At 74.8% G+C, this 22,601-nt stretch carries 18 protein-coding genes and 1 pseudogene; 10 read left to right on the top strand and 9 right to left on the bottom strand.

The genetic code is table 11. The annotated features are described in order from the left end of the window. The first annotated feature begins 388 nt into the window (after nucleotides 1–388). Nucleotides 389–1,618, top strand: a complete 1,230-nt coding sequence (locus V5O49_RS15155) for a hypothetical protein (protein ID WP_332902971.1) — start codon at nucleotides 389–391, stop codon at nucleotides 1,616–1,618. Between the two features lie 135 nt (nucleotides 1,619–1,753). Here the strand turns inward: V5O49_RS15155 and V5O49_RS15160 are convergent. Then, nucleotides 1,754–2,827 (bottom strand): annotated as a pseudogene (locus tag V5O49_RS15160) (acyltransferase family protein); the annotation flags it as partial. A gap of 133 nt (nucleotides 2,828–2,960) precedes the next feature. Here V5O49_RS15160 and ahcY point away from each other — a divergent pair. Continuing rightward, nucleotides 2,961–4,499, top strand: a complete 1,539-nt coding sequence (ahcY, locus tag V5O49_RS15165; RefSeq protein ID WP_332902972.1) for an adenosylhomocysteinase — start codon at nucleotides 2,961–2,963, stop codon at nucleotides 4,497–4,499. A gap of 42 nt (nucleotides 4,500–4,541) precedes the next feature. Here ahcY and V5O49_RS15170 read toward each other — a convergent pair whose 3' ends face one another. Together V5O49_RS15170 and V5O49_RS15175 are read right to left on the bottom strand one after the other, a co-directional pair. After that, nucleotides 4,542–6,149, bottom strand: coding sequence for an ABC transporter permease (locus V5O49_RS15170; protein WP_332902973.1), 1,608 nt, complete (start codon nucleotides 6,147–6,149; stop codon nucleotides 4,542–4,544). Next, nucleotides 6,146–7,057, bottom strand: a complete 912-nt coding sequence (locus V5O49_RS15175) for an ABC transporter ATP-binding protein (RefSeq protein WP_332902974.1) — start codon at nucleotides 7,055–7,057, stop codon at nucleotides 6,146–6,148. Before V5O49_RS15175 ends, V5O49_RS15170 begins: the two co-directional genes overlap by 4 nt. 81 nt (nucleotides 7,058–7,138) lie before the next feature. Here V5O49_RS15175 and V5O49_RS15180 point away from each other — a divergent pair, with 81 nt between their 5' ends. Then, nucleotides 7,139–7,756, top strand: a complete 618-nt coding sequence (locus tag V5O49_RS15180) for a TetR family transcriptional regulator (protein ID WP_332902975.1) — start codon at nucleotides 7,139–7,141, stop codon at nucleotides 7,754–7,756. On the opposite strand, the gene V5O49_RS15185 is transcribed toward V5O49_RS15180, so the two are convergent. Further along, entirely contained in the window at nucleotides 7,729–8,562 is an 834-nt protein-coding gene (locus V5O49_RS15185; protein WP_332902976.1) for an RDD family protein, read from the bottom strand. The two genes, V5O49_RS15180 and V5O49_RS15185, sit on opposite strands and share 28 nt — an antisense overlap. A 49-nt stretch (nucleotides 8,563–8,611) precedes the next feature. Between V5O49_RS15185 and V5O49_RS15190 the strand changes: the two genes are divergently transcribed. Beyond that, nucleotides 8,612–9,601: a stage II sporulation protein M gene (locus tag V5O49_RS15190; protein ID WP_332902977.1), complete on the top strand. Its 990-nt coding sequence runs from the start codon at nucleotides 8,612–8,614 to the stop codon at nucleotides 9,599–9,601. A 119-nt stretch (nucleotides 9,602–9,720) separates the two neighbouring features. Here the strand turns inward: V5O49_RS15190 and V5O49_RS15195 are convergent, their stop codons facing one another. From V5O49_RS15195 to V5O49_RS15215, 5 genes are read right to left on the bottom strand one after another with little or no spacing between them, the layout of a single operon-like run. After that, complete coding sequence (locus tag V5O49_RS15195) at nucleotides 9,721–11,091, bottom strand: DUF58 domain-containing protein (RefSeq protein ID WP_332902978.1); 1,371 nt, start codon at nucleotides 11,089–11,091, stop codon at nucleotides 9,721–9,723. 1 nt (nucleotide 11,092) lies between these two features. Beyond that, nucleotides 11,093–12,184 (bottom strand): AAA family ATPase, encoded by a 1,092-nt coding sequence (locus tag V5O49_RS15200; RefSeq protein WP_479686918.1) that lies wholly within the window; start codon nucleotides 12,182–12,184, stop codon nucleotides 11,093–11,095. Between the two features lie 17 nt (nucleotides 12,185–12,201). Further along, a complete protein-coding gene (locus V5O49_RS15205) occupies nucleotides 12,202–13,443 on the bottom strand; it encodes a DUF4350 domain-containing protein (RefSeq protein ID WP_332902980.1) in 1,242 nt (413 codons plus the stop codon). Beyond that, complete coding sequence (locus V5O49_RS15210; RefSeq protein WP_332902981.1) at nucleotides 13,440–14,093, bottom strand: DUF4129 domain-containing protein; 654 nt, start codon at nucleotides 14,091–14,093, stop codon at nucleotides 13,440–13,442. The genes V5O49_RS15205 and V5O49_RS15210 overlap by 4 nt, the downstream gene beginning before the upstream one ends. Next, nucleotides 14,090–15,271, bottom strand: coding sequence for a glycerophosphoryl diester phosphodiesterase membrane domain-containing protein (locus V5O49_RS15215; protein WP_332902982.1), 1,182 nt, complete (start codon nucleotides 15,269–15,271; stop codon nucleotides 14,090–14,092). Before V5O49_RS15215 ends, V5O49_RS15210 begins: the two co-directional genes overlap by 4 nt. A gap of 116 nt (nucleotides 15,272–15,387) precedes the next feature. Here V5O49_RS15215 and mtrA point away from each other — a divergent pair, with 116 nt between their 5' ends. The 6 genes from mtrA (at nucleotide 15,388) to V5O49_RS15245 (ending at nucleotide 22,577) form a co-directional block, all read left to right on the top strand. Further along, entirely contained in the window at nucleotides 15,388–16,068 is a 681-nt protein-coding gene (gene mtrA / locus V5O49_RS15220) for an MtrAB system response regulator MtrA (protein WP_278235112.1), read from the top strand. After that, nucleotides 16,055–17,821, top strand: a complete 1,767-nt coding sequence (mtrB, locus tag V5O49_RS15225; protein ID WP_332902983.1) for an MtrAB system histidine kinase MtrB — start codon at nucleotides 16,055–16,057, stop codon at nucleotides 17,819–17,821. Before mtrA ends, mtrB begins: the two co-directional genes overlap by 14 nt. Then, nucleotides 17,818–19,554, top strand: a complete 1,737-nt coding sequence (locus tag V5O49_RS15230) for an LpqB family beta-propeller domain-containing protein (RefSeq protein ID WP_332902984.1) — start codon at nucleotides 17,818–17,820, stop codon at nucleotides 19,552–19,554. Before mtrB ends, V5O49_RS15230 begins: the two co-directional genes overlap by 4 nt. A gap of 101 nt (nucleotides 19,555–19,655) precedes the next feature. Further along, entirely contained in the window at nucleotides 19,656–20,378 is a 723-nt protein-coding gene (locus V5O49_RS15235) for a ComF family protein (protein ID WP_332902985.1), read from the top strand. Nucleotides 20,379–20,597: 219 nt separating this feature from the next. After that, complete coding sequence (gene hpf / locus V5O49_RS15240; protein ID WP_278237523.1) at nucleotides 20,598–21,257, top strand: ribosome hibernation-promoting factor, HPF/YfiA family; 660 nt, start codon at nucleotides 20,598–20,600, stop codon at nucleotides 21,255–21,257. A 75-nt stretch (nucleotides 21,258–21,332) separates the two neighbouring features. After that, the gene (locus V5O49_RS15245) at nucleotides 21,333–22,577 is read left to right on the top strand and encodes a winged helix-turn-helix domain-containing protein (RefSeq protein WP_332903001.1); all 1,245 of its coding nucleotides are present in this window, start codon (nucleotides 21,333–21,335) and stop codon (nucleotides 22,575–22,577) included. Nucleotides 22,578–22,601 lie beyond the last annotated feature (24 nt).

A 22,601-nucleotide genomic window follows, 5' to 3' on the forward strand; every position in this document is an offset into this window, starting at 1 on the left:
CACGGAGCCGTCGACGGAGCCGTCGACGGAGCCCACCTCGGAGCCGTCGACGGAGCCGTCGACGGAGCCCACCTCGGAGCCGTCGACGGAGCCCACCTCGGAGCCGTCGACGGAGCCGATCGTCGTCGACGCCGTGCCGACCGTCGTCGGCACGGTCCGGGTGGGGAAGACCGTCGAGGTCGACCCCGGCGAGTGGCCTGAGGGTACGGCCCTGACTCGGCAGTGGTTCGTCGGAGAGGAAGCGATCACCACGGTCGCAGCCCTCACGGCGACCTCTGGGCGGACGGTGACGCTCAAGCCGGCTCACCAAGGAGGCCAGCTCTGGGTCCGGGTGTCCGGCGAGCCGGAAGGCGCTGCGCCGATCGACCGCGAGAGTGATCGCACGAAGGTGCGGAAGGGCTACCTACGGCCCGCCGACGTCGAGATCGCCGGGCTGAAGCCGGGCGATCGGGCGAAGATCGGCACGACGTTGCGTGCTAAGCCGATGTCCCGGTCGTGGACGCCGAACGTCTGGAAGTTCACCTACCAGTGGCGCCTCGACGGGAAGAAGATATCGGGTGCGACGGGGCAGAAGTACACGCCGAAGAAGTGGCAGCACAACAAGAAGATCTCCGTGACGATCCGTGGCGCGAAGCCGGGCTACTACGGTAAGAAGGTCACCACGGACTGGGCGCGCGTGTCGAAGCCCTTCTCGTCGACCTCCCGGCCAGTGATCAAGGGCTCGCTGCGGGTCGGCGAGACGGTGAGGGCGAAGGTCGTGGAGGACTGGAAGCCCACGGCATGGGCCTACAAGTACCAGTGGTTCGCGGACGGCGAGCCGATCGCCGGAGCGACGAGCAAGCGCTACACCCTCACCAAGGCCGAGCACGGCACGCGTCTGAAGGTCAAGGTCACCGGAAAGCGGCAGGCGTACCTCCTGACGTCGCGCAGCAGCCGCTGGACCTCGGCCGTCCGCTGGCCCGACGGCGTGTCCACGCCGCGGATCACGGGCAACCCCAACGACCGCTACGTCCTGTCCGGGACCAAGATCTGGTTCACCGGCTCGGCCACGGGCGGCGAGCTGACGTACCAGTGGCAGCGCCGCACCGCCGAGACCGGCATCTGGAAGAACATGAAGGGGCGGACGTCGCGCACGTTGGCGATGACCGCCAAGTCCTTCCGAACTTTGGACGAGTACCGCCTCCGGGTCCGCAACGCGGCCGGCACGAAGTACACGAGGCCCGCAACTCTATGGGTCGACTCGCTGGAGTCCGACCCGTACTACACCGGCAAGATCTTCGTCGGGAGCTGGTACCTGTTCCAGGCGGCCTCGAAGACCAGCGACTTCACGGTGGGCGACACACCCTACGTCGGGACTGAGCTGTGGATCTGCCCGCTCTCCGGATACACGGGGAATCCTGCCACCGAGGTGAGTTTCCAGTACGTCGGGTCGGGCTGGTCGACCACCGCCTTCGGGTACTCGATGGAAACCGAGGGGGGGTGCGAGCTCTTCTGGGTCGAGGCCTCGGTGAGCTCGCACACCGCCGCGCGTGACGGCGTCTGGCAGGTCTACGACGACTCGAGGGGGCCGGATGGGTCCTACGCGCCGATCACGCAGTGGATGAAGGGGCTGCAGTAACCCGGACCTCTTCCGGACCGGGGGGCGGGCCGACGTCTCGGCCCGCCCCCCGGCACGTTCGGCGGCCGCGACGACGGTCCGCCGCAGTCTTGCCCCGAACGGTCGCTCCACCCCGTAGTGGAGGCCGGCCGCGAGGAGGAGCGAGATCCCCGTCGCGGCACCGAGGGTGGTCCACGCGCCGACGCCGATGCTCGAGAGTCCGTCCGTCACGGCCCACCCGAACTGCGTGTGCACGAGGTAGAGGGGGTAGGTGAGAGCGCCGCCGACCACGCCCGCGGCGGCGAGCCGTGGCGTCCGCCGCGTCGCCTCCGGGCGGGAAGCGACCCACAGCGCGGCGACGCTCACGAGGAAGATCGCGACCGACGCGATCGGTGAGACGGCAACCCCCTGGAGCTCGGCGGCGTTCCCGGCCGACACCGCCACCTGGACCGCGCCGAGGACCAGCAGGACCACCAGTGCGACGACGACGGTACCTGTGCCGGGGAGCTCCGCCCGGATCTGCGTGGCTTCCGACGGCACGACCCGTGTCGACGGAGGGAGGTCCGCGACGCGACGTGCCTCGACGTCCCGCCAAAGGACGAAGAGCAGCATGCCGATGCCGAAGTACACGGCGTGGCGGACGGCGAGGGCCTCGGCCAGTCCGGGCGCTCCGAGGCCCTGGGCGACCAGGCCGGCGGCGGGCCAGCCCAGCGCCAGGGCGACGGCCCGTCCCCTGGTCAGCGGGCCGACGGCGAGCGCGAGGCCCACGAGCAGGTAGAACTTGAGCTCGACCAGCAGGGTCCAGTAGACGACCTGGGAGGGTTCGGCACCGAGCAGGTCGGGCGCCATCGTCAGGTTCGCGACGGTCTCGACGGCGGTCAGGTGCCGCCCGTCGTCCCACAGGGCCTGCAGCGCCGCGGTGAGGACGACGCACGCCCAGAAGGCGGGGTAGAGGCGGCCGACGCGGGAGCCGGTGAACTGGGCGAGCGTCCGGCCCTGGACGCTCCACAGGATCGCGAAGCCGCTGATCACGAAGAAAGCCTCGACGGCGAGCCAGCCGTAGCGGGTGACCTGGTTGATCCCCTCGAACAGGCCCGTGACGTCCGCGCCCCAGTAGCGGTTCGCCGTCGGCGTCGCGGTGAAGTGGTACACCACGACGGCCATCGCCGCGCCGAAGCGCAGGAGGTCGAGGAGGTGCATGCGCGATGCCGTGTGCGTCGTCGAGCCCATCCTCGGACTCTAGATCACGGTTCGGTAACAATCCATCCGGAAGTAGTGCCCGAGCCCCGGTTACGCTGGGACCAGCGCCGACGGGAGCCCCCAGCGCGCGACACGAGTCCCACGACGTCCCAGGAGGGCACCCATGACCGACACCATCGCGACGACCGGCCGGCCGGCCGGCGGCTTCGACGAGGCGCCGGGCCGCTACAAGGTCCGCTCGCTCGCCCTGGCCGAGGCGGGGCGGCACCAGATCCGGCTCGCCGAGCACGAGATGCCGGGCCTCATGGCGCTGCGTGCCGAGTACGGCGACACCCGCCCGCTGGCCGGCGCGCGCATCGCCGGGTCGCTGCACATGACCGTGCAGACCGCCGTCCTCATCGAGACGCTCACCGCGCTCGGCGCCGAGGTGCGCTGGGCGAGCTGCAACATCTTCAGCACCCAGGACGAGGCCGCGGCCGCCGTCGTCGTCGGCCCGCACGGCACGCCGGACGACCCGCAGGGTGTGCCGGTCTTCGCCTGGAAGGGCGAGACCCTCGAGGAGTACTGGGACTGCACCGAGCAGATCCTCGTGTGGCCCGGCGGGGAGGGCCCGAACCTGATCCTGGACGACGGCGGGGACGCGACCCTGCTCGTCCACCTCGGTCTGCAGTACGAGCGCGTCGGCGCCGTGCCGCCGAACACGCTGCCCGGCGAGCCGGACCACACCCACGAGATGAACGTCGTGCGCGACGTCCTGCGCCGGGACCTCGAGATCGACCCGCTGCGCTGGACCGGGATCGCCGAGCAGATCGGGGGAGTCACCGAGGAGACGACCACCGGCGTGCACCGGCTGTACCACCTGGCCGAGTCCGGCGAGCTGCTCTTCCCGGCGATCAACGTCAACGACTCCGTCACCAAGTCGAAGTTCGACAACAAGTACGGCATCCGCCACTCCCTGCCCGACGGCATCAACCGGGCCACCGACGTGCTCGTCGGGGGCAAGGTCGCGTTCGTGGCCGGCTACGGCGACGTCGGCAAGGGGGCGGCGGAGGCCTTCCGCGGCCAGGGCGCCCGCGTGATCGTCTCCGAGGTGGACCCCATCTGCGCGCTGCAGGCCGCCATGGACGGGTTCCAGGTCGCGCGCCTGGAGGACGTCGTCGGCGAGGCGGACTTCTTCATCACCACCACCGGCAACAAGGACGTCGTCCGGGTCGAGCACATGCTGGCCATGAAGGACAAGGCCGTGGTCGGCAACATCGGCCACTTCGACAACGAGATCGACATGGCGGGCCTCGAGGGCGTGCCGGGGGTCGTCAGGACCGAGATCAAGCCGCAGGTGCACGAGTGGACGCTGCCGGCCGACGACGACGGCGACCGCGCCGAGCGGTCGATCATCGTGCTGTCCGAGGGGCGCCTGCTGAACCTGGGCAACGCGACCGGCCACCCGTCGTTCGTGATGTCCAACTCGTTCGCCAACCAGGTCATCGGCCAGCTCGAGCTGTTCGCCGACATGGCCCGGCCGGCCGAGGAGCGGCAGTACGCCCGCCAGGTCTACCGGCTGCCCAAGGTGCTCGACGAGAAGGTGGCCCGGCTGCACCTGGACGCCCTCGGTGTGCGCCTGACCGACCTCAGCACCGAGCAGGCCGAGTACCTCGGTGTCCCGGTCGAGGGGCCGTACAAGCCGGAGCACTACCGGTACTGAGCCCGCGCCCCTGCCCGCCCGGCCCTGCCGGGCGGGCACGGCTCAGCGGGGCACGTCGCGGTGGCGGAAGCCGGCCAGCCCGGCGCCGAGCAGCGCCACCGCGACGGCCCCGACCACCAGGACCCCGGTGCCGGACGGGTCCTCGGCCGGCAGCCGCCCGATCGCGTGCAGCGGCGAGACCTGGAGCGCGGCGTCGGGCATGCTCAGCGTCTCGCCGAGCATCTCGACGACCGCGACGTAGGCGATCGCCACCCAGAGCAGCCCCAGGGCCCGGGGGAGCAGGCCGAGCAGCGCCACCCCGAGGCCGACGACGGCGACCACCGCGGGCAGGTACTGCACCGCGGCGGTGAACGCCCCGGCGGTGTCGCCGGTGGCGCGCGAGGCGGTCACCGCCAGCCCGGCGCCGCCGGCCAGCGCGACCAGCGCGCCGCCGAGCACCGCGACCGCGGCGTGCGTGCCGAGCCAGGTCGTGCGCCGCACGGACCGTGCCAGCACCGCCTCCAGGCGACCGCCGGTCTCCTCGCGGCGCACCCGGGCCACGACCTGCGCGGCCGCGCCGAAGGCCATGAGCATCACCAGCACGAGCGTGAAGGACAGGTACCAGCTCGTCGGGTCGCCGGCGGCGCCCGCCGAGAAGGCGGCCTGCAGGTCGGGGTTGGCGGCCACGACGTCGGCGATGTCGTCGGTGAACGCGCCGAACACGGCCCCGACCAGCGCGGCGCCGACGGCCCAGGCCAGCAGGGTCGCTCCGTGCTGGCGCAGGGCCTGCCCTGGGCCGCTCGCCAGGAACCGGCCCGCCCGGGCGGGCCCGGGACGGCTCGGCACGACGGCGCTGCCCAGGTCGCGACGGCCGACGAGCGCCAGGCCGAGCCCGCTCAGCGTCGCGGCCACGCCGAGGGCCAGCAGCAGCGGCCACACGCGCGGGTCCTCGGCGAAGGGGCGGGTCTCCTGCTGCCAGGCCAGGGGGGACAGCCACTTCCAGCCGTTGTCCTCGACGTCCCCGATCGCGCGGAAGACGTAGGCGGCACCCAGCACCACGATGCCGACGGCCACCACCCCCGCGGCCCGGCGCAGAAGCTGGCCGGCCAGGGTCGCGACGCCCGCGAACACCAGGCCCAGCGCGGTCACCGAGGCTCCGTAGAGCGCGGCGTCGGCGGCCTCGACGCCGTAGGCCAGCAGGGAACCGGCCATGCCCAGGCCGACGAGCACGAGGGCCCCGGCCGTGACGCCCAGCGCGGCGCTCCACGGTGCGCGGGAGCCGATCGCCCGCGAGCGCAGGAGCTCGAGCAGCCCGTTCTCCTCGGCGGCCCGCGTCGAGCGCGTCACGAGCAGCAGGCCCATGAGCGGCACGGCGATCGCCGCGATGAAGCCGAACTCGTTGGCCACCACCCCGCCGAGCGTGTCGGCGCCGTAGGGGGTGCCGTTGATCGCCGCCATCGTCGGGTCCGAGCCCACGGTCGCCTGGTACGTCGCGAGCTGCTCCGGCGTGCCGTAGGTCGTGTCGATGGCCGCGACCGTGGCGGCGTAGACCCCGACCAGTCCGGCCACCCAGGCCAGCAGGGCCTTCCACCCGGTGCGCAGCTGCAGCCGCAGCACCGCGGTCAGCCCGGCGCCGGTGCGCCTCGTCGTGCCGGTGCCCGGGGCCGTCATGCCGGTGCCCCGTCGTACTCGGACAGGAAGAGCTCGTCGAGGCTCGGCGGGCGCACGGTCAGGCCCGTCAGCCCGGCGTCGACGAGCGGCCGCAGCACCTTCTCCAGGTCGCCCGGCTCCACGGTGAACGTCACGTCGTGGCCCGCGCCGCCGTCGGCCACGGGGGTGACCGACAGGTCGTGCAGGTCGAAGCCGTCGAGGTCCGGAGGGGTGCCGGGGGTGACGGCGTGCACGGTCGTGCGGGCCAGGCCCCGCAGCTCGGCGACCGTGCCGGCCCGGACGGCCCGCCCGCGTCGGATGATCGTCACCGTCGAGCACAGCGCCTCGACCTCGGACAGGATGTGGCTGCTCAGCAGCACCGCCGCGCCGTCGGCGGCCCGCTCCGTGACGCACTCGCGAAAGACCTCCTCCATGAGGGGGTCGAGGCCGGAGGTGGGTTCGTCGAGCACGAGCAGGTCGGCGCGCGCGGCGAGGGCGGCCACCAGCGCGACCTTCTGCCGGTTGCCCTTGGAGTAGTCGCGCACCCGCTTGGTGGGGTCCAGGTCGAAGCGCTCGACGAGCTCGTCGCGGCGCGCCGGGTCGAGCGGCGCGCCCGACGCCCCGAGCACGTCGAGGCACTGGCCGCCGGTCAGCCCGGGCCACAGCGCGACGTCGCCGGGGACGTAGGTCAGCCGCCGGTGCAGGGCGACCGCCCGGCGCCACGGGTCCTGCCCGAAGAGCCGGACGCGGCCGCCCGAGGCGCGCATCATCCCGAGCAGCACGCGGATCGTGGTGGTCTTGCCGGCACCGTTGGGCCCGAGGAAGCCGCGCACCTCCCCGGGGTCGAGGCGGAGGTCGAAGCCGTCGAGCGCGCGGAACGAGCCGAACGTCTTGACGAGGCCGGAGATGTCGATCACGGGGTCGGTCACGCCGGTTCTCCAGTGTCAGTCGCTGCCAGTTGGCAGTGACTGTACTCTTGTCCTCTGCGGTCGGCGAGACGGGGGAGGGTCATGGACCTGCGCGAGCGACGTCGCCGGTCGACGATGCGGCACGTCCAGCAGGTCGCTCTCGACCTCTTCGAGGAGCGCGGCTTCGACGCCGTGTCCGTGGCCCAGGTGGCCGCCGCGGCCCAGATCGCCGAACGCACGGTCTACCGGCACTTCGGCACCAAGGAGATGCTCGTCGTCCATGACGAGGCGGACGACGCCTTCCTCGCGGACCTGCTCCGCCACGCTGCCGTCGTGGGGGCGGTGGACGCCGTCGAGGCGGCGCTCGCGGGACCGGCGGCGCACGGCTGGCGCCGCGGGGGCCCGACGGCGCAGGCCTGGCTGCGCAAGATGCGGCTGCTGCGCGCCACCCCGGCGCTGCGCACCGTGTTCGAGCAGGCCGTCTCCGAGCTCGGCGACGCCCTGGGGGCCGCCGAGCAAGGTGGCTGCGGGGCCGACGCCTTCGCCGCGCGGGTCCGCGGACGCGCGGTGGCCGCGATGCTCGCGGCGGCGGCGGAGGCCTGGGTCGCGAGCGACGGCGACGACGACCTCGCGGCGTTCGTGCGGGCCGGCGTCGAGGCGCTGCGCACCCCCGCCCGGCCGGGCGCCGGGACTCAGTCGCGCGGGTCGGCGATCCCGTAGGGCAGGCGGTGCAGCGACTCGGCCTGGCGCAGCGCGCGCTCGCGCTCGCTGCGTCCCCGGGCCAGCTCCCGGTCGCGACGCTCGTGCAGCACCGCGTGCAGGAACGTCTCGGCGGGCGTGCCCGACGGCGGCCCCGGAGCTACGTAGGCCTCCACCTGGGCGGCCAGCTCGTCGGTCAGACGCGTCCGCGACGCCGGAGCCAGGCGTGGTGCACGGTCGAGCACCTGCCGCGCGCGCAGCGCCAGGCCGTCCGGCAGCCGGCGGATGTCGGCCGTCCGGGCCCAGGTCGCCAGGGCCGGGGACATCGTCAACGGCTGCTCCCAGCCGCGCGCACCGCGGACCCGCACCGCGTAGGTGCCCGCCAGGACGTCGCCCAGCCGCTTGCCGCGCGGGTTCGCCAGCGACGTGACGACCGCGCCGGCCCCCGCCGTCAGCCAGATCTCGAAGACCCCCACCAGCGCCCGCACCAGGGCGTGGCGCACCCGGACCGGGCCGCCGTCGTCGCGCACCACGCGCAGGCCCGCGGCGAGCTTGCCGAGCGAGCGTCCCCGCGTGAGCGTCTCGACGGTCGTCGGCAGCACGACGAGCAGCAGGACGAAGACGGCGATCAGGGCGGCGCGCCCCCACTGCGTCCCGGCCACGACGTCCGTCTGCCAGACCAGGACGCCCGCGAACAGCCAGAACGCCAGGACGAACCCGGCGACGGTCACGGCGACGTCGATCAGCGCGCCCGCCGACCGCGAGGCGAAGGAGGCCGGACGGGCGTCCAGCACCACGCCTTCGCCGATGAGGATGCCGTCGGTCACGGTGCCTCCGTCCGTTCGGTGCGTCGTCACATGTGGCAGGGTAGCCGCCGTGGACCTGGACGCCTTCACCGCCGTGCACCGCCCGGAGTGGGACCGCCTGACGGAGCTGACGAAGCGGCGCCGGCTCGACGGTGCCGAGGCCGACGAGATCGTCCGTCTGTACCAGGCCGTGGCCACCCACCTGTCGACGGTGCGATCGACGGCCCCGGACCCGGCGACCGTCACCCGGCTCTCCGAGCTGCTCGCCCGGGCGCGGACCAAGATCACCGGCGCGCACGAGCCCGCCTGGTCCGACGTGGTGCGGTTCACCGTCGTCACCGTCCCGGCGGCCCTGTACCGCATCCGGTGGTGGATCCTCGGGGTGACGGTCGCCTTCCTCGCCGTGGCCGTCACGGCGGGGGTCTGGGTCGCCGTCGACCCCGACGCGCTCGCCGCGATGGGCACGCCGTCGCAGCGCCAGCAGTACGTCGACGAGGCGTTCGCCTCCTACTACGACCCGCAGGCGTCCTTCGCGGCGATGGTGTGGACCAACAACGCCTGGATCGCCGCGCAGATGATCGCCACCGGCATCACGGGGGTCTTCCCCGTGTACGTCCTGCTCAACAACGCGGTCCAGATCGGCGCCACCGGCGGCATGATGGCTGCCCACGGCGAGCTCGCGCTCTTCGGCCAGCTCATCGCCCCGCACGGGCTGCTGGAGCTGACCAGCATCTTCGTCGCCGGGGCCGCCGGGCTGAAGCTGTTCTGGACGTGGGTCGACCCGGGTCCGCGCCGGCGCGGCACCGCGCTGGCCGCCGAGGGGCGCTCGCTGGTGACCGTCGCCGTCGGCCTGGTGGGTGCGCTGGCGCTGTCCGGCCTGGTCGAGGGGTTCGTGACCGGCTCGGCGCTGCCGTGGTGGCTCAAGATCGTGATCGGCGCACTCGCCCTCGCCGCGTTCCTCGCCTACGCCCTCGTGCTGGGCCGGCGTGCCGCCGCCGCGGGGGAGACCGGCGATCTGGACGCCGAGCGCGCCGGTGCCGTGCTGCCCACCGCCGGCTGACCCCAGCCAGCGCTCATCAGCGTGCACCCAGCGTTCACCCAGCGCTGTGGGCATGAAATCTGCAGGTGTCCGTCGAAGAACACCTGCAGATTTCATACCCACAGCGGGTTAGCGGGGAGTCAGAGGCGACCGGCGGCCTTGAGCGCGAGGTAGGTGTCCGCCAGTCGTGGCGCCAGCTCGTCCGGCAGCGCCTCGACCACCTCGGCGCCGTGGCGGCGCAGCACCGCCGCCACCGCGGACCGGTCCAGGTCGCCCCGCGCGGCGGCCGCCGCGTCGTAGACCTCCTCGACCGACTCCCGGCCCGCCCCGAGCGCCGCCACCTCGGCGTCGCTGACGGCGGCCACCACGACCTGGTGGGTCTCGGCGAGCCCGTCGATCACGGGCAGCAGCCCCGTCTCGACGGCCGCGGGGTCCAGCGAGGTGAGCAGGACGACCAGCGACCGCTGCGAGACCCGGGCGCGGACCTGCCCGACCAGGCCCGTCCAGTCGGTCTCCAGCAGCACCGGCTCGACGGCGGCGAGGGCGTCAGCCATCGCGGGCAGGAGCCGCGGGCCGGAGGCGCCGGCGACCCGGGCGCGCACCGCCCGGTCGTAGGCCAGCACCTGGACGCGGTCGCCGGCGCGGTCGGCCAGCGCCCCGAGCAGCAGGGCCGCCTCCACGCTCGCCTCGAGCCGGGTGCCGCCGACGTTGACCGCACCGTCGTCCACCGTGCCGATCCGCGCCGCGGAGGTGCGTCCGGTGTCCAGCACGACGACGACGCGCCGGTCGCGCTCCGGACGCCAGGTGCGCACGACGACGTCGCCGCGCCGGGCCGTGGCGCGCCAGTCGATGGAGCGCACGTCGTCGCCGACCACGTACTCGCGCAGCGAGTCGAACTCCGTGCCCTCGCCGCGTACCTGGACGGCGGCGCGGCCGTCCATCTCGCGCAGCCGCGCCAGGCGGCTGGGCAGGTGGCGTCGCGCGGTGAACTCCGGCAGCACGCGCAGGCGACCGCCGACGGGGATCGACGCCTGGCGGCCGGCCACGCGCAGCGGGCCGAGCGTGCGCACCGTGACCGGTCCCGCCGACCGGTCACCGCGGCGGGTGGGCAGCAGCGGCGTGCGCAGGCGCACCGCGTCCCCGGGGGCCAGGTCGACGGTGTGCCGGGCCGCGCGGACCGGGGCCGCCGGGTCGTCGTGCGCACGGCGACCGGCGTCGTCGGCCTCCGCGGCCAGCGACGGCGGCCAGGCGTCCCGGACGACGGCGCGCAGCCGGCGACGGGCGGCGTTGGTGACCACGAGCCGGGAGTCGACCGGGGTGCCCAGCCGCACGGCGGTGGGCACGGAGCGCTGCAGGGCGACCTGTCGCGGGGAGGCAGCGAGCACGACGTCGAGGGCGCACACGGCCACGACGACCAGCGCCCAGACCAGCACGACGCCGGGCACCGGCCAGAGCGCCACCGGCACCGCGCCGAGGGCCGCCAGGACGACGGCCCGCCAGGTCAGCACCATGTCAGCGGGGGACCGGGACGGCGGCGAGCACGGTGCCGAGCACGGTCTCGGCGGTGACCCCTTCCAACTCGGCCTCCGGGCGCAGCTGGACGCGGTGGCGCAGCGTGGGGAAGGCGAGCGCCTTGACGTCGTCGGGCGTGACGTACATGCGGCCCGAGAGCCATGCCCAGGCCCGCGAGGCGGCCAGCAGCGCGGTGGCGCCGCGCGGGGAGACGCCGAGCTGCAGCGACGGGGACTGGCGGGTGGCGCGGCAGATGTCGACGGCGTAGCCGAGCACCTCGGGGGCGACCTCCACCCGGCGCACCTCGGCGCGGGCCGCGGCGAGGGTCTCCGGACCGGCCACGGCCCGCACGCCCGCGGCGGCGAGGTCGCGCGGGTCGAAGCCGGCGGCGTGCCGGGCCAGGACCTCGATCTCGCTGTCCCGCTCCGGCAGCGGGAGCAGCACCTTGAGCAGGAACCGGTCGAGCTGCGCCTCGGGCAGCGGGTAGGTGCCCTCGTGCTCGACCGGGTTCTGCGTGGCGATCACCACGAAGGGCTCGGGCAGGTGCCGCGGCTCGCCGTCGACGGAGACCTGCCGCTCCTCCATCGCCTCGAGCAGGGAGGCCTGCGTCTTGGGCGGGGTGCGGTTGATCTCGTCGGCGAGCAGGAGGTTGGTGAACACCGGGCCCTCGCGGAACGAGAACTCGGCGGTGCGGGCGTCGTAGACCAGGGAGCCCGTGACGTCGCCGGGCATGAGGTCGGGGGTGAACTGCACGCGCTTGGAGTCCAGGTCCAGGGCCGCGGCGAGGGAGCGGACGAGCAGCGTCTTGGCGACGCCGGGCACCCCCTCGAGCAGCACGTGGCCGGAGCACAGCAGCGCGATGAGCAGGCTGGTCACCGCGGAGTCCTGGCCGACGACGCCGCGCCCGACCTCGGTGCGCACGCCCGCCAGCGCGCGGCGCAGCTCGAGCGAGGGCTGCGGGGGCTCCGGGGCGGGTGCGGCGGCGGTCTCCTGGACGCCCGGCTCGGCCGGTGCCTCGGGGGAGTGCTCGGTCGGCTGCTCGACGGGCTCGGCGGTCTCGACCGGCCGGTCCCGCGGGGTGCCGGCGGGCAGGTTCTCGTCGGGGTGGGTCACGGTCGGTGAACCTCGCTCTCCAGGGTGTCGAGCCGGCGGGCGAGCTCGGTGAGCGCCACGTCGTCGGCCGGGGGTGGTCCGTACAGCAGGTCGGAGACGGTGTGCGGGTCGCCGCCCGTGGCGCGGACCACGGCGTCGACCACGGTGGCGCGGTCGGCCGAGCGGGGCAACCCGAGCCGGTGGGCGATGCGGGCGGCGGCCGCGGCGCGCAGGCCGGCCGCGGCGTGGCCGCGCGAGCGCGCGCGGCGGTAGAGCCGGCCACGACCGCGGGTGGACTCGGCGGCGGGCACGACGACGGGCAGGTCCTCGGCCACCAGCGGGCCCAGGCGACGCACCCGCCACAGCGCGGCCACGACCGCCACGAGCAGGGCCCACCAGGCCACGGCGCCGAACCACGGCGGCAGCAGGTCGGCCAGCCCGGCGGACTCGCCGGGGGAGCCGGGTCCGGAGGGTGCGTCCAGGTCGGTCGCGCTGAGGTCGCCGGGGTCCTGGACGAGCCAGACGAGCCGGCGGTGCTGACCGAGCAGGTGCAGCGCGAGTGCGGCGTTGCCCTCGGTGAGCACGTCGCCGTTGCGCAGGAAGGCGGGGTCGTGCACCGCGGTGACGGTGCGCCCGTCCTGCTCCGTCGTGGCGAGCGCCGCCGTGTTCGACATCCGACCGGGCCAGCACGTGGTCACCCCGTCGGCCAGCGCCTCCAGACCGGGTTCGAGGAGCGAGGCGCCGGCGGCGACGGCGGCGGGCAGCTCGCACTCCGGCGCGACGGGGGTCGGCGGCGTGGTCCCGCGCTCGGCGCGTCCGATCCGGCCCGCCGAGACGGCGCCCAGCAGCTCGTTCCCGGCGTCGACGACGACGACGTCGGCCTCGGTCCCGGCGAGCGCCTCGGCCTGCTGGGTCAGCAGGAAGGGCGACGGCGGCACGAGCAGCGTCGTGCCGGGTCCGGCCGCGGCGACGGCGTCGGCGACCTGGTCGACCTGCTGGACGGTGACGCCCTGGCGCTCGAGCACCTGGGCCAGCGCGCGCGAACCGTCGTCGCGGGTGTTGCCCGTGTCGTACGGCGTGGTGGAGGTCGGGGGCCGCAGGACGGCCAGCAGCGCGACGAGCGCGGCCAGGCTGACCAGGACGAGCAGCGCCCAGCGCACGGTGCGCCACCGGCGGCGGCTGCGCGAGGCGAAGGTGGTGCCGTCCCCGGTGGCGCTCGCCGTCCAGGTCCCGGTGGACTCGGTGGTGGGGGCGCTCACGGGGCGTCCGCCGTCGTCGGGGTCGCGGGTCGCGCGGCGGCCGCCTGCTCCTCCAGAGCACGCAGCCGGTCGTCGTCCCCGGGGCCGGCCGGGCGGTGGCCGTAGCAGACGCCGTCGAACAGCCGGGCGGCCGCCCGCAGCGGGTCGGCGATCTGCGGCACGCGCGCGCCGCCGTCGCGGGCGGCCTCCTGGGCGGTGCGGCCGGGGCGCTCGTCGAGGACGGCTCGTTCCTCGAGGTCGCGGACCACGGCCCGGAAGCGCTCGAGCACCGCCGTGGCCCAGTCCTGGCGTGCGGCGGCGGCGTCGGCCGCGGCGCGCATCTCGGCGGCGGTGCGCGGGTCGTCGTCGTGCACGACGACGGACCGGGCCTGCGCACGGCGCCGCAGCCGGACGGGTCCGGCGATCCACCACGCCAGCGCCGCCACGACGGCGAGGACGCCGACGACGACGCCGGCCAGCACGAGGGGGTCGCCGTCGACGGTGCCGAGTCCGTCGAAGAGCCCCAGGAACCAGTCCAGCAGGCGCGTCAGCCACGACTGGTCCTGCGCGTACTCGGGCCGGGCGAGCTCCTCGACGAGCCAGCGGCGCGCCGTCTCCCGGTCGGGGTCGACGGGGACCTCGGCGAGCACCGCGGCCGCGCGGGTGGTCACCACTGCGGGGCGGATCCGGTCGGCGGCGGTCCCGGCGCCGTGGGCCCGGCGGGGCCGGCCTGCTCCGCGGCCGCCCGCTCGGCGGCCTGCGCCAGGCGCACGTCCAGGCCCTCGCGGCGCATGCGGACGTCGGTGTAGACCAGCGCCACCACGCCGGAGACGAAGATCAGGTAGATGAGCGTGGTCAGGACCGAGGCGACGATCGACGCCACGAGGTAGCCCCAGCCGAACACCGCCGTGCCGTCGACGGCCTGCCCGGCGAAGGCGAGGGGGACGCCGACGACCTGGCCGGCCAGCCCGGCGATGATGCTCGCCAGCAGGATCGTGCCGAGGATGCGCCAGTAGTTGCCGCGGGTGAGCCGCCAGGCCCGGGCGAGGGTGCTGCCCAGCCCGCGGCCCTCGAGGACGAGGGCGGGGGCGACGAGCAGCAGCCGGACCCACAGCCACAGCGCGGCGGCCACGACGGCGACCACGCCCAGGATCGCCACGAGCACCGTGGCGGCCGTGGAGCCGGTGGCGGCGTTGGTGCCGGCCACGACCAGGACGACCAGCACGACGGCCGCCGTGTAGCCGACGAAGAGCCCGACGGTGCGCAGCAGCATCCAGCCGATCAGCACGCCGAGGCGCGGACGGACCCGGGACCAGACCTCGCCGACCGAGAGCTTGCGGCCGATGACCGACTGGCTGACCGAGACGGTGACGACGCCCTCGGCGATCGGCTGGGCGACCACGAGGGTCAGCGACATCGCCAGCGAGATCGAGACGACCTGCGCCATGGCGCCGGCGTCGGGGAACAGCATCCCGACCTCGGGGTCGTCGAGCGGCGCGGTCGAGAACAGTCCGGTGAGCCACGGCACGGCGACCTGGGCCAGCACGGTGGCCGCCACGGTGGCGATGACGACGACGAGCGTGACCAGGCCGAGCATCACGCCCGGGTTGTGCCGGACCGAGGAGAACGAGCCGTCGAACACCTCGCCGAGGGAGAGCGGGCGCAGGGGCACCACGCCCGGCTTGCTCGCCGCGGGGCCGTAGGGCGAGGGCGGCGTGGCCGGTCCTCCGCCGGCGTCGCCGCCGCCGGACCCGCCGCCGTACTGCCCCGGGCCGTACTGCCCGTACGCGGGCGGGCGCGGAGCCTCCCCCCAGCCGGAGGGCGGGGTCGGCTGGTCGGGCGAGCTCATGCGGACTCCTCGGGCGAGACACGGGCGGTGCGGGACCGCCACCGACCCTATAACCTCCGCGGGTCCCCCGGGCGCGCCCGGACGTGCATGTCCGCCCCACCTGGCAGACTGTGCCCATGAGGTCCCGTGTCCTGGTGGTCGACGACGACACTGCGCTGTCCGAGATGATCGGCATCGTCCTGGAGTCGGAGGGGTTCGAGACGAGCTTCTGCGCCGACGGTGACGAGGCGATCGGCATGTTCCGCTCCCTGCAGCCCGACCTGGTGCTGCTCGACCTGATGCTGCCCGGCAAGGACGGCATCGAGATCGCCCGGGAGATCCGCGGCGAGTCGGGCGTGCCCATCATCATGCTCACCGCCAAGACGGACACGGTCGACGTCGTCCTCGGCCTGGAGTCCGGTGCCGACGACTACGTGACCAAGCCGTTCAAGCCCAAGGAGCTGGTCGCCCGCGTCCGTGCGCGGCTGCGCCGCTCCGACGAGCCCGGCCCCGAGCGCCTCAAGATCGGTGACGTGGAGATCGACGTCACGGGCCACGCGGTCACCCGCGACGGCGAGCGCATCAGCCTGACGCCGCTCGAGTTCGACCTGCTCGTCGAGCTCGCGCGCAAGCCCTGGCAGGTGTTCACCCGCGAGGTGCTGCTGGAGAAGGTGTGGGGCTACCGCCACAGCGCGGACACCCGCCTGGTCAACGTCCACGTCCAGCGGCTGCGCTCCAAGATCGAGAAGGACCCCGAGAGCCCCGAGGTCGTCCAGACGGTGCGGGGTGTGGGCTACAAGGCCGGTGCCGCCCGCTGACGAGCGGGCGGGTCGACCCACCGCGGACGACGACGGCGTCCCCGCGGCGGAGGGACCCGCCACCGGACCGCAGAACCCCGTGGCCGCGGGGGCGCGCTCGCTGGGGCTGCGCTGGCGCTCCTCGATGCAGGTGCGCGTGGTCACCTCGGCCCTCGCCCTGGGCGTGCTGGTGGTGGTGGTCCTGGGCCTGTTCCTGTCCTACTCCGTGCGGGACGGGCTGTTCGAGCAGCGCATCGACCAGATCGAGGCGGAGAACGCCGCGCTCGTCCAGGAGACCCAGTCACGGTTCTCCGCCTCGACGGCCACGACCATCGGCGAGCAGCAGTCGCTCCTGCGCGACGTCATCCTCGGACTCAGCGCGATCGGTTCCAGCGCGCAGGACTACTTCCTGCGCCAGGCGCCCGACCAGAGCCTGCCCCTGGTGGACCCGTCCTCGCGGCAGGACCTGTCGGTGCGCGACGTCGTCAGCCCGGCCATGCGCGAGGCCACGCTGACCACCGACGGCCCCGTGCTGCAGTCGGTGCTCATCCCGGCCGCGTACAGCGAGTCCGGCCAGGACGAGCCCGGTGTCGTCTTCGGCACCACGGTCGAGCTCGCCTCGGCCGGGACGTACGAGCTGTACGCGCTGTACTCGCTCGCCTCCCAGCAGGAGACGCTGCGCTTCGTGCAGCGCACGCTGGCCGTCGGCGGCGCGGTGATCCTGGCGATGATCGGCCTGCTCACCTGGACGGTGACCCGCCAGACGGTGGCTCCGGTGCGTCGCGCCGCGACGGCGGCGTCCCGCCTCGGCGAGGGCCACCTGGACGTCCGTATGCCCGGCTCGCGCGGCCAGGACGAGATGGCCACGCTGGCCCGGACCTTCAACGAGATGGCGTCCAGCCTGGAGGACCAGATCGCGCGCATGGAGGAGCTGTCCGCCTCCCAGCGCCGGTTCGTCTCCGACGTCTCGCACGAGCTGCGCACCCCGCTGACGACCGTGCGGATGGCGGGTGAGGTCATCTACGCCGCGCGCGAGGACCTGGGCCCGGCGGCCCGCCGGTCGGCCGAGCTGCTGCAGACCCAGCTCGACCGGTTCGAGGAGCTGCTCACCGACCTGCTCGAGATCAGCCGGTTCGACGCCGGGGCCGCGGTGCTGGACGTCGAGCACCGCGACCTGCGTGACGTGGTGACCGCCGTCGTGGAGACGGCGGCCCCGCTGGCCGAGCGCAAGGGGGTGTTCCTGTCCGTCGACATGCCCGGCGAGGCGGTGCGCGCCGACATCGACCCGCGGCGGGTCGAGCGCATCCTGCGCAACCTGGTGGTCAACGCCGTCGAGCACGCCGAGGGCAACCCGGTCGAGGTGTCGGTCGGGGCCGACGACGAGGCCGTCGCCGTGGTGGTGCGCGACCACGGGATCGGCCTGACGCCGGACGAGCTCAACCGGGTCTTCGACCGGTTCTGGCGCGCGGACCCGGCCCGTGCCCGCACCACGGGCGGCACCGGTCTGGGCCTGGCGATCTCCCAGGAGGACGCGCGGCTGCACGCCGGCCGGCTGCAGGCCTGGGGCAGCCCCGGCGCGGGGGCCAGCTTCCGCCTGACGCTGCCCCGGCGCGCCGGCATCAAGCTGACCGGTTCGCCGCTGCCGCTGGAGGGGCCCGCCCGCTCGACCGGACGCCACGTGCCGACCGGCCAGGTGCCGGTGGTCAACCCGCCCACCGGGCCGACGCCGACCGCGATCCCCGACCTCTCGGTGAGCCAGGAGGAGTCCTCATGAGCGCGCACGCACCGCTGCGGAGGGTCGCGACGACGGTCGCCGGCCTCGTCGCGACCGCGCTCGTCCTGGTCGGCTGCGCGTCGATGCCGACCTCGGGGGACGTGATGGAGGGCGAGGTCCGGGTCGACAACCCCGTGGAGGTCGGGTTCAACGTCCAGGGGCCGTCGCCCGGCGCCGACCCGCAGCAGATCGTGCAGGACTTCGTCTCGGTGGCGCAGTTCGGGCCGGCCTCGACGAACACCTTCACCGTCGCCCGGGAGTACCTCACGCCGGTCGCCTGGTCGGAGTGGGACCGGGGCGCCCCGGTGCTGGTGCTCGCCGAGTACCCCGACTGGACGGTCGAGGACTTCGACGACTCCTCGGCGACCACGTCGGTGCAGGGCGAGGCGCTCGTGACGGCCACCATCGACGAGACCGGCACGTACACCGAGCTGCCCGCGCCGAGCACGGTCGAGGTCGGCTACGAGCTGTCGCGCGGGACCGACGGCGAGTGGCGCATCACCGAGCTGGACGACGGCCTGCTGGTGCTGGCCAACTTCCTCGCCGACGCCTTCCACCGCACGACCCTGTACTACCCGACCCCGGACCGGCGCTGGTGGGTCCCGGACGTGCGGTGGTACCCGGAGCAGTCCTGGCGGACCGCCGCCACGCAGGAGATCCTGGCCGGTCCGCCGGAACCGTTGCGGCAGTCGGTCGTCTCGGTGGTGCCGGAGGGGACGACCCTCGCGATCGACTCCGTCAGCGTGGACGACCGCGGCGTGATCGGCGTGTCGGTGACGTCGGCCATCTCCGCCGCCCCGGCCGAGGACCGCGCCCTGCTGGTCGCCCAGCTCGAGGAGACCCTGCGCGAGGGCGACGGGCGCAGCGTCGAGCTGTCCGACGGCAGCAACCCGCTGGCGGTCGAGCCGGCCGACGCGCCCTCGCGGCCGGTGACCGTCGGGGACGCGCTCGCCGTCGTGGAGGACGCCGAGGGGGCGACCTCCCTGCGACGCGTGGCCGGCACGGAGCTCGTGGAGCTCGCCGCACCGCTGCGCACCGGCGGGCTCGACCTCACCGCTGTGGGGACGGGTCCCGACGAGGGACCGGTCGTGGTGCGCGACGGTCCCGACCGTCTGCTGCGCCTCACGGCCGAGGAGGCACCGGTGGAGCTGCTGCAGGGCGACGGCGTGCTGCCCCCGTCGGTCGACCGGTTCGGCACGGTGTGGACCGCGGTGGACGGCGAGCTGTGGGTCGTGGGGGCCGCGGGGCGGGCCGCGCCGCTGGAGGCCGAGTGGCTCGTCGACCGGCCGGTGCGGTCGGTGCGGGTGTCCCCGGAGGCCGCTCGCGTCGTCGTCGTGGTCGAGGGGTCCGACGGCCCGGAGGTGTGGGTCGCCGCCGTCCAGCGGGACGCCGACGACGTCCCCACGGGCCTGTCCACGCCGTGGCGGGTCGGTGCGCCGGTGCCGGGCGTGGCCGCGGCCGACTGGTCCGACGAGACGACCGTGGTGCTGCTCGGACGGGACCCGGACGGGACCCGCGTGCTGTCCGTGGCCGGGGTCGGCGGGCTCGCCGGCACCGCCGACGCCGGGTCGCGGACGCTCGTCACCCCCGGGGCCCCCGTCGCCGTGGCGTCCGGGGTGGGCGCCAGCCCGATGCTGGTGCTCGACGCGGACGGGGTGCTCCAGACGCGCCAGAGCGCTGCGCTCTGGCCGACGGTCGCCGAGGACGTCGTCGCGGTCGCCTACCCCGGCTGACGCCCCGCACGCGTCGCCCACAGCCGGCCACCGTGCACCGGGCCGTGCTCGTCGAGGGCCCGGACCGGCGTCGACCGCGACCGGTCGGGCACGCTCGGCGGGTGCTCACCGACCTGGCCCGTCTCGTGGTTCCCGTCTTCTGCCCCGGGTGCGGGCTCCCCGACGTGCTGTGGTGCCCCGGCTGCGCGCGTGCCGCCGTCGGCGACCCGCCCCGACGGGTCGAGGCCGGTGCCCCCCGCCTGGACCGGCTGGACGGCGCGGGCCCCCTGCCGACCTGGGCGCTCGCGGACTACGCGGGTGCCGTGCGCGACCTCGTGGTGGCCTGGAAGGACCGCGGGCGCGCGGACCTGGACCGCCTGCTCGTGCCGGCGCTGCGCCGGGCGGCCGGCACGACGGCGCCCCGGCTGCGGGCGGCCGCGGCGTCGCGGCCGGTCGCGGTGGTGCCGGCCCCGTCGGCCCCGGGGGCGCGGTGGCGTCGGGCACGTGAACCGGTGCGGACCCTCGCCGACGCCGTCGCCGACGGGCTCGCGGCGGCAGGCCTGCGGGCGAGGGTCGTGCCCGCCCTGCGCCGGCGCCCGTCGCGCGACCAGGTCGGCCTGGGCGCCCGGGCACGCGGGCGGAACCTCGCGGCGTCGGTCGCCCTGCGGCACGGGCGGCTGCGGCAGCTCACGGTCTGCGTGCTCGTCGACGACGTGCTGACCACGGGGGCGACGCTGGCGGTCGCCGAGCAGGTCCTCGGCCGCGGCGGCCACCAGGTCCTGGGGGCGTTCGTGCTCGCCGCGACACCCCCGCCGGACGGCGCCGCGACACGCCTGGGCACGTGATCGCCGCCAGCGGTTCACCCCGAGGTCACGTTGGGGTTACTGTGAGTATCCGACGACGCCCCGCCGCACGCGGCAGGGAGTCGCATCGCACGAGCGGACCGGGCGACGACCCGGCGACCGGGAGGTGGTGCCATCCCTGGCACCGGCAACGGTGCCCAGACCGAACTCCCCGGCCGGCCGCGAGATGCGGCGGCCACCCTGATGAAGTGGAGCGACACGATGGAGATCGCCGTCGTCGGCAGGCACACGGAGGTGACGGACCGGTTCCGTCACCACGTCGAGGACAAGCTCACCAAGATCACCCAGCTCTCGCCGAACACGCGTCGCGTGGACGTCGAGGTCACGCACGAGAAGAACCCGCGGCTGTCGGACGTCAGCGAGCGGGTCGAGCTCACGGTGCGGTCCAAGGGGCCCATCATCCGCGCCGAGGCGGCCGCGGACGACCGGTTCGCCGCGCTGGACCTCGCCATGGAGAAGCTCAGTGAGCGTCTGCGGCGGTCGCGTGACCGGCACAAGAAGGACCACCGGCGTCGGGCCGCGGACGACTCGCGTCCCTTCGCCGACCCGAGCACGGTCGACGAGGTGCTGGCGGAGCGGTCCGAGCCGGAGCACGCCGTGCTGGAGTCGCCGGGCGACGCGATCGAGCACCAGCTCGGCGACTCGCCGGTGGTGATCCGTCAGAAGCTGCACCACGGCGAGCCGATGACCGTCGACGACGCGGTCGAGCGCATGGAGCTCGTGGGCCACGACTTCTTCCTCTTCATCGACAAGGAGTCCGCACGACCGGCGGCGGTGTACCGGCGTCGCGGGTGGTCCTACGGGGTCATCGAGCTGGACACCACCTGCGCGGCGGCGGCCCCCGTCACCGAGCTGACCTGAGGTTCGGCGCAGGAGCGGGTCCCTGCCCACGGTCGTGGGCAGGGACCCGCTCGCGTGTCGGAGGGGTCCGGCACGATGGCGGGCGTGGAGACGATGACACGGGCCCAGGCCCGGCGGGTCGCGCTGCGCGCCCAGGCGCTGGACCGGCCCCGGCGCGACGCGCCGGTGACCATGCGCCGCCTGACCGGCACGGTCGAGCGCATCAACCTGCTGCAGATCGACTCGGTCACCGTGCTCGCCCGCGCCCACCTGATGCCCCTGTTCTCCCGCCTCGGGCCGTACGACACCGCGCTGCTGGACCGGGCGGCCGGGCGGGCGCCACGGAAGCTGGTCGAGACGTGGGCGCACGAGGCCTCCTACGTCCCCGCCGCCACCTACCCGCTGCTGGAGTGGCGCCGCCGGGCGGCGCAGCAGGAGGCGTGGGGCGTCATCGCCGGCGCCACCGACGCGCACCCGGTCGAGCTGGACCTGGTGCGCTCGCTGGTGACGGACCTCGGGCCCGTCACCGCCGGCCGGATCCACGCCGAGCTGGAGGCCGCCGGACGGTCGGGCGGCCGGTCCCGCGAGGCGTGGGGCTGGAACTGGTCGGTGGCGAAACGCTGCCTGGAGTACCTGTTCTTCACCGGTGAGGTGCTCTCGGCCCGGCGCAACGGGTCGTTCGAGCGCTGCTACGACCTGGCCGAGCGGGTGCTGCCGCCCGCGGTCCGGGCGACGCCGCCGGTGCCCGACGACGTCGCCGTGCGCCGGCTGCTCGAGCTCGGCGCCCGGGCGCACGGCGTCGGGACGGTCCGGTGCTTCCGGGACTACTTCCGGCTGCGCGGTCCGGCCGTCAGGACGGCGCTGGACGAGCTCGTCGACGAGGGCACGCTGGTGCCCGTCGAGGTGCAGGGATGGCCGGAGCGCACCTACCGCCACCGCGACGCCGTCGTGCCCCGCCGGGCCGAGGCCGCCACGCTGCTGAGCCCCTTCGACCCCCTGGTGTGGGAACGTCGGCGCCTGCTGGCCCTGTTCGACGTGCACTACCGGATCGAGATCTACACCCCGGCCCCGCAGCGGCGCCTCGGCTACTACGTGCTGCCGTTCCTCGAGGGTGAGCGGATCGGCGCCCTGGTGGACCTCAAGGCCGACCGGGCCGGGCGCGTGCTGCGCGTGCTGGCCGCCCACCGCACCGACGACACCGGTCCGGACACCGCCGGCCGCCTCGCGGCGGAGCTGTGGACGCTCGCGGCCTGGCTGGGTCTCGACGACGTCGCCGTGGCCCCGCGGGGCGACCTGTCCGCGGCGCTGGCGGCGACCGCGGGGACCCGGATGCCGGACTGAGGTCCCCCCCGGGGGCTCTCGAAC

The organism is Isoptericola haloaureus (assembly GCF_036689775.1).
In the GTDB taxonomy this organism is placed as follows: Bacteria; Actinomycetota; Actinomycetes; order Actinomycetales; family Cellulomonadaceae; genus Isoptericola; species Isoptericola haloaureus.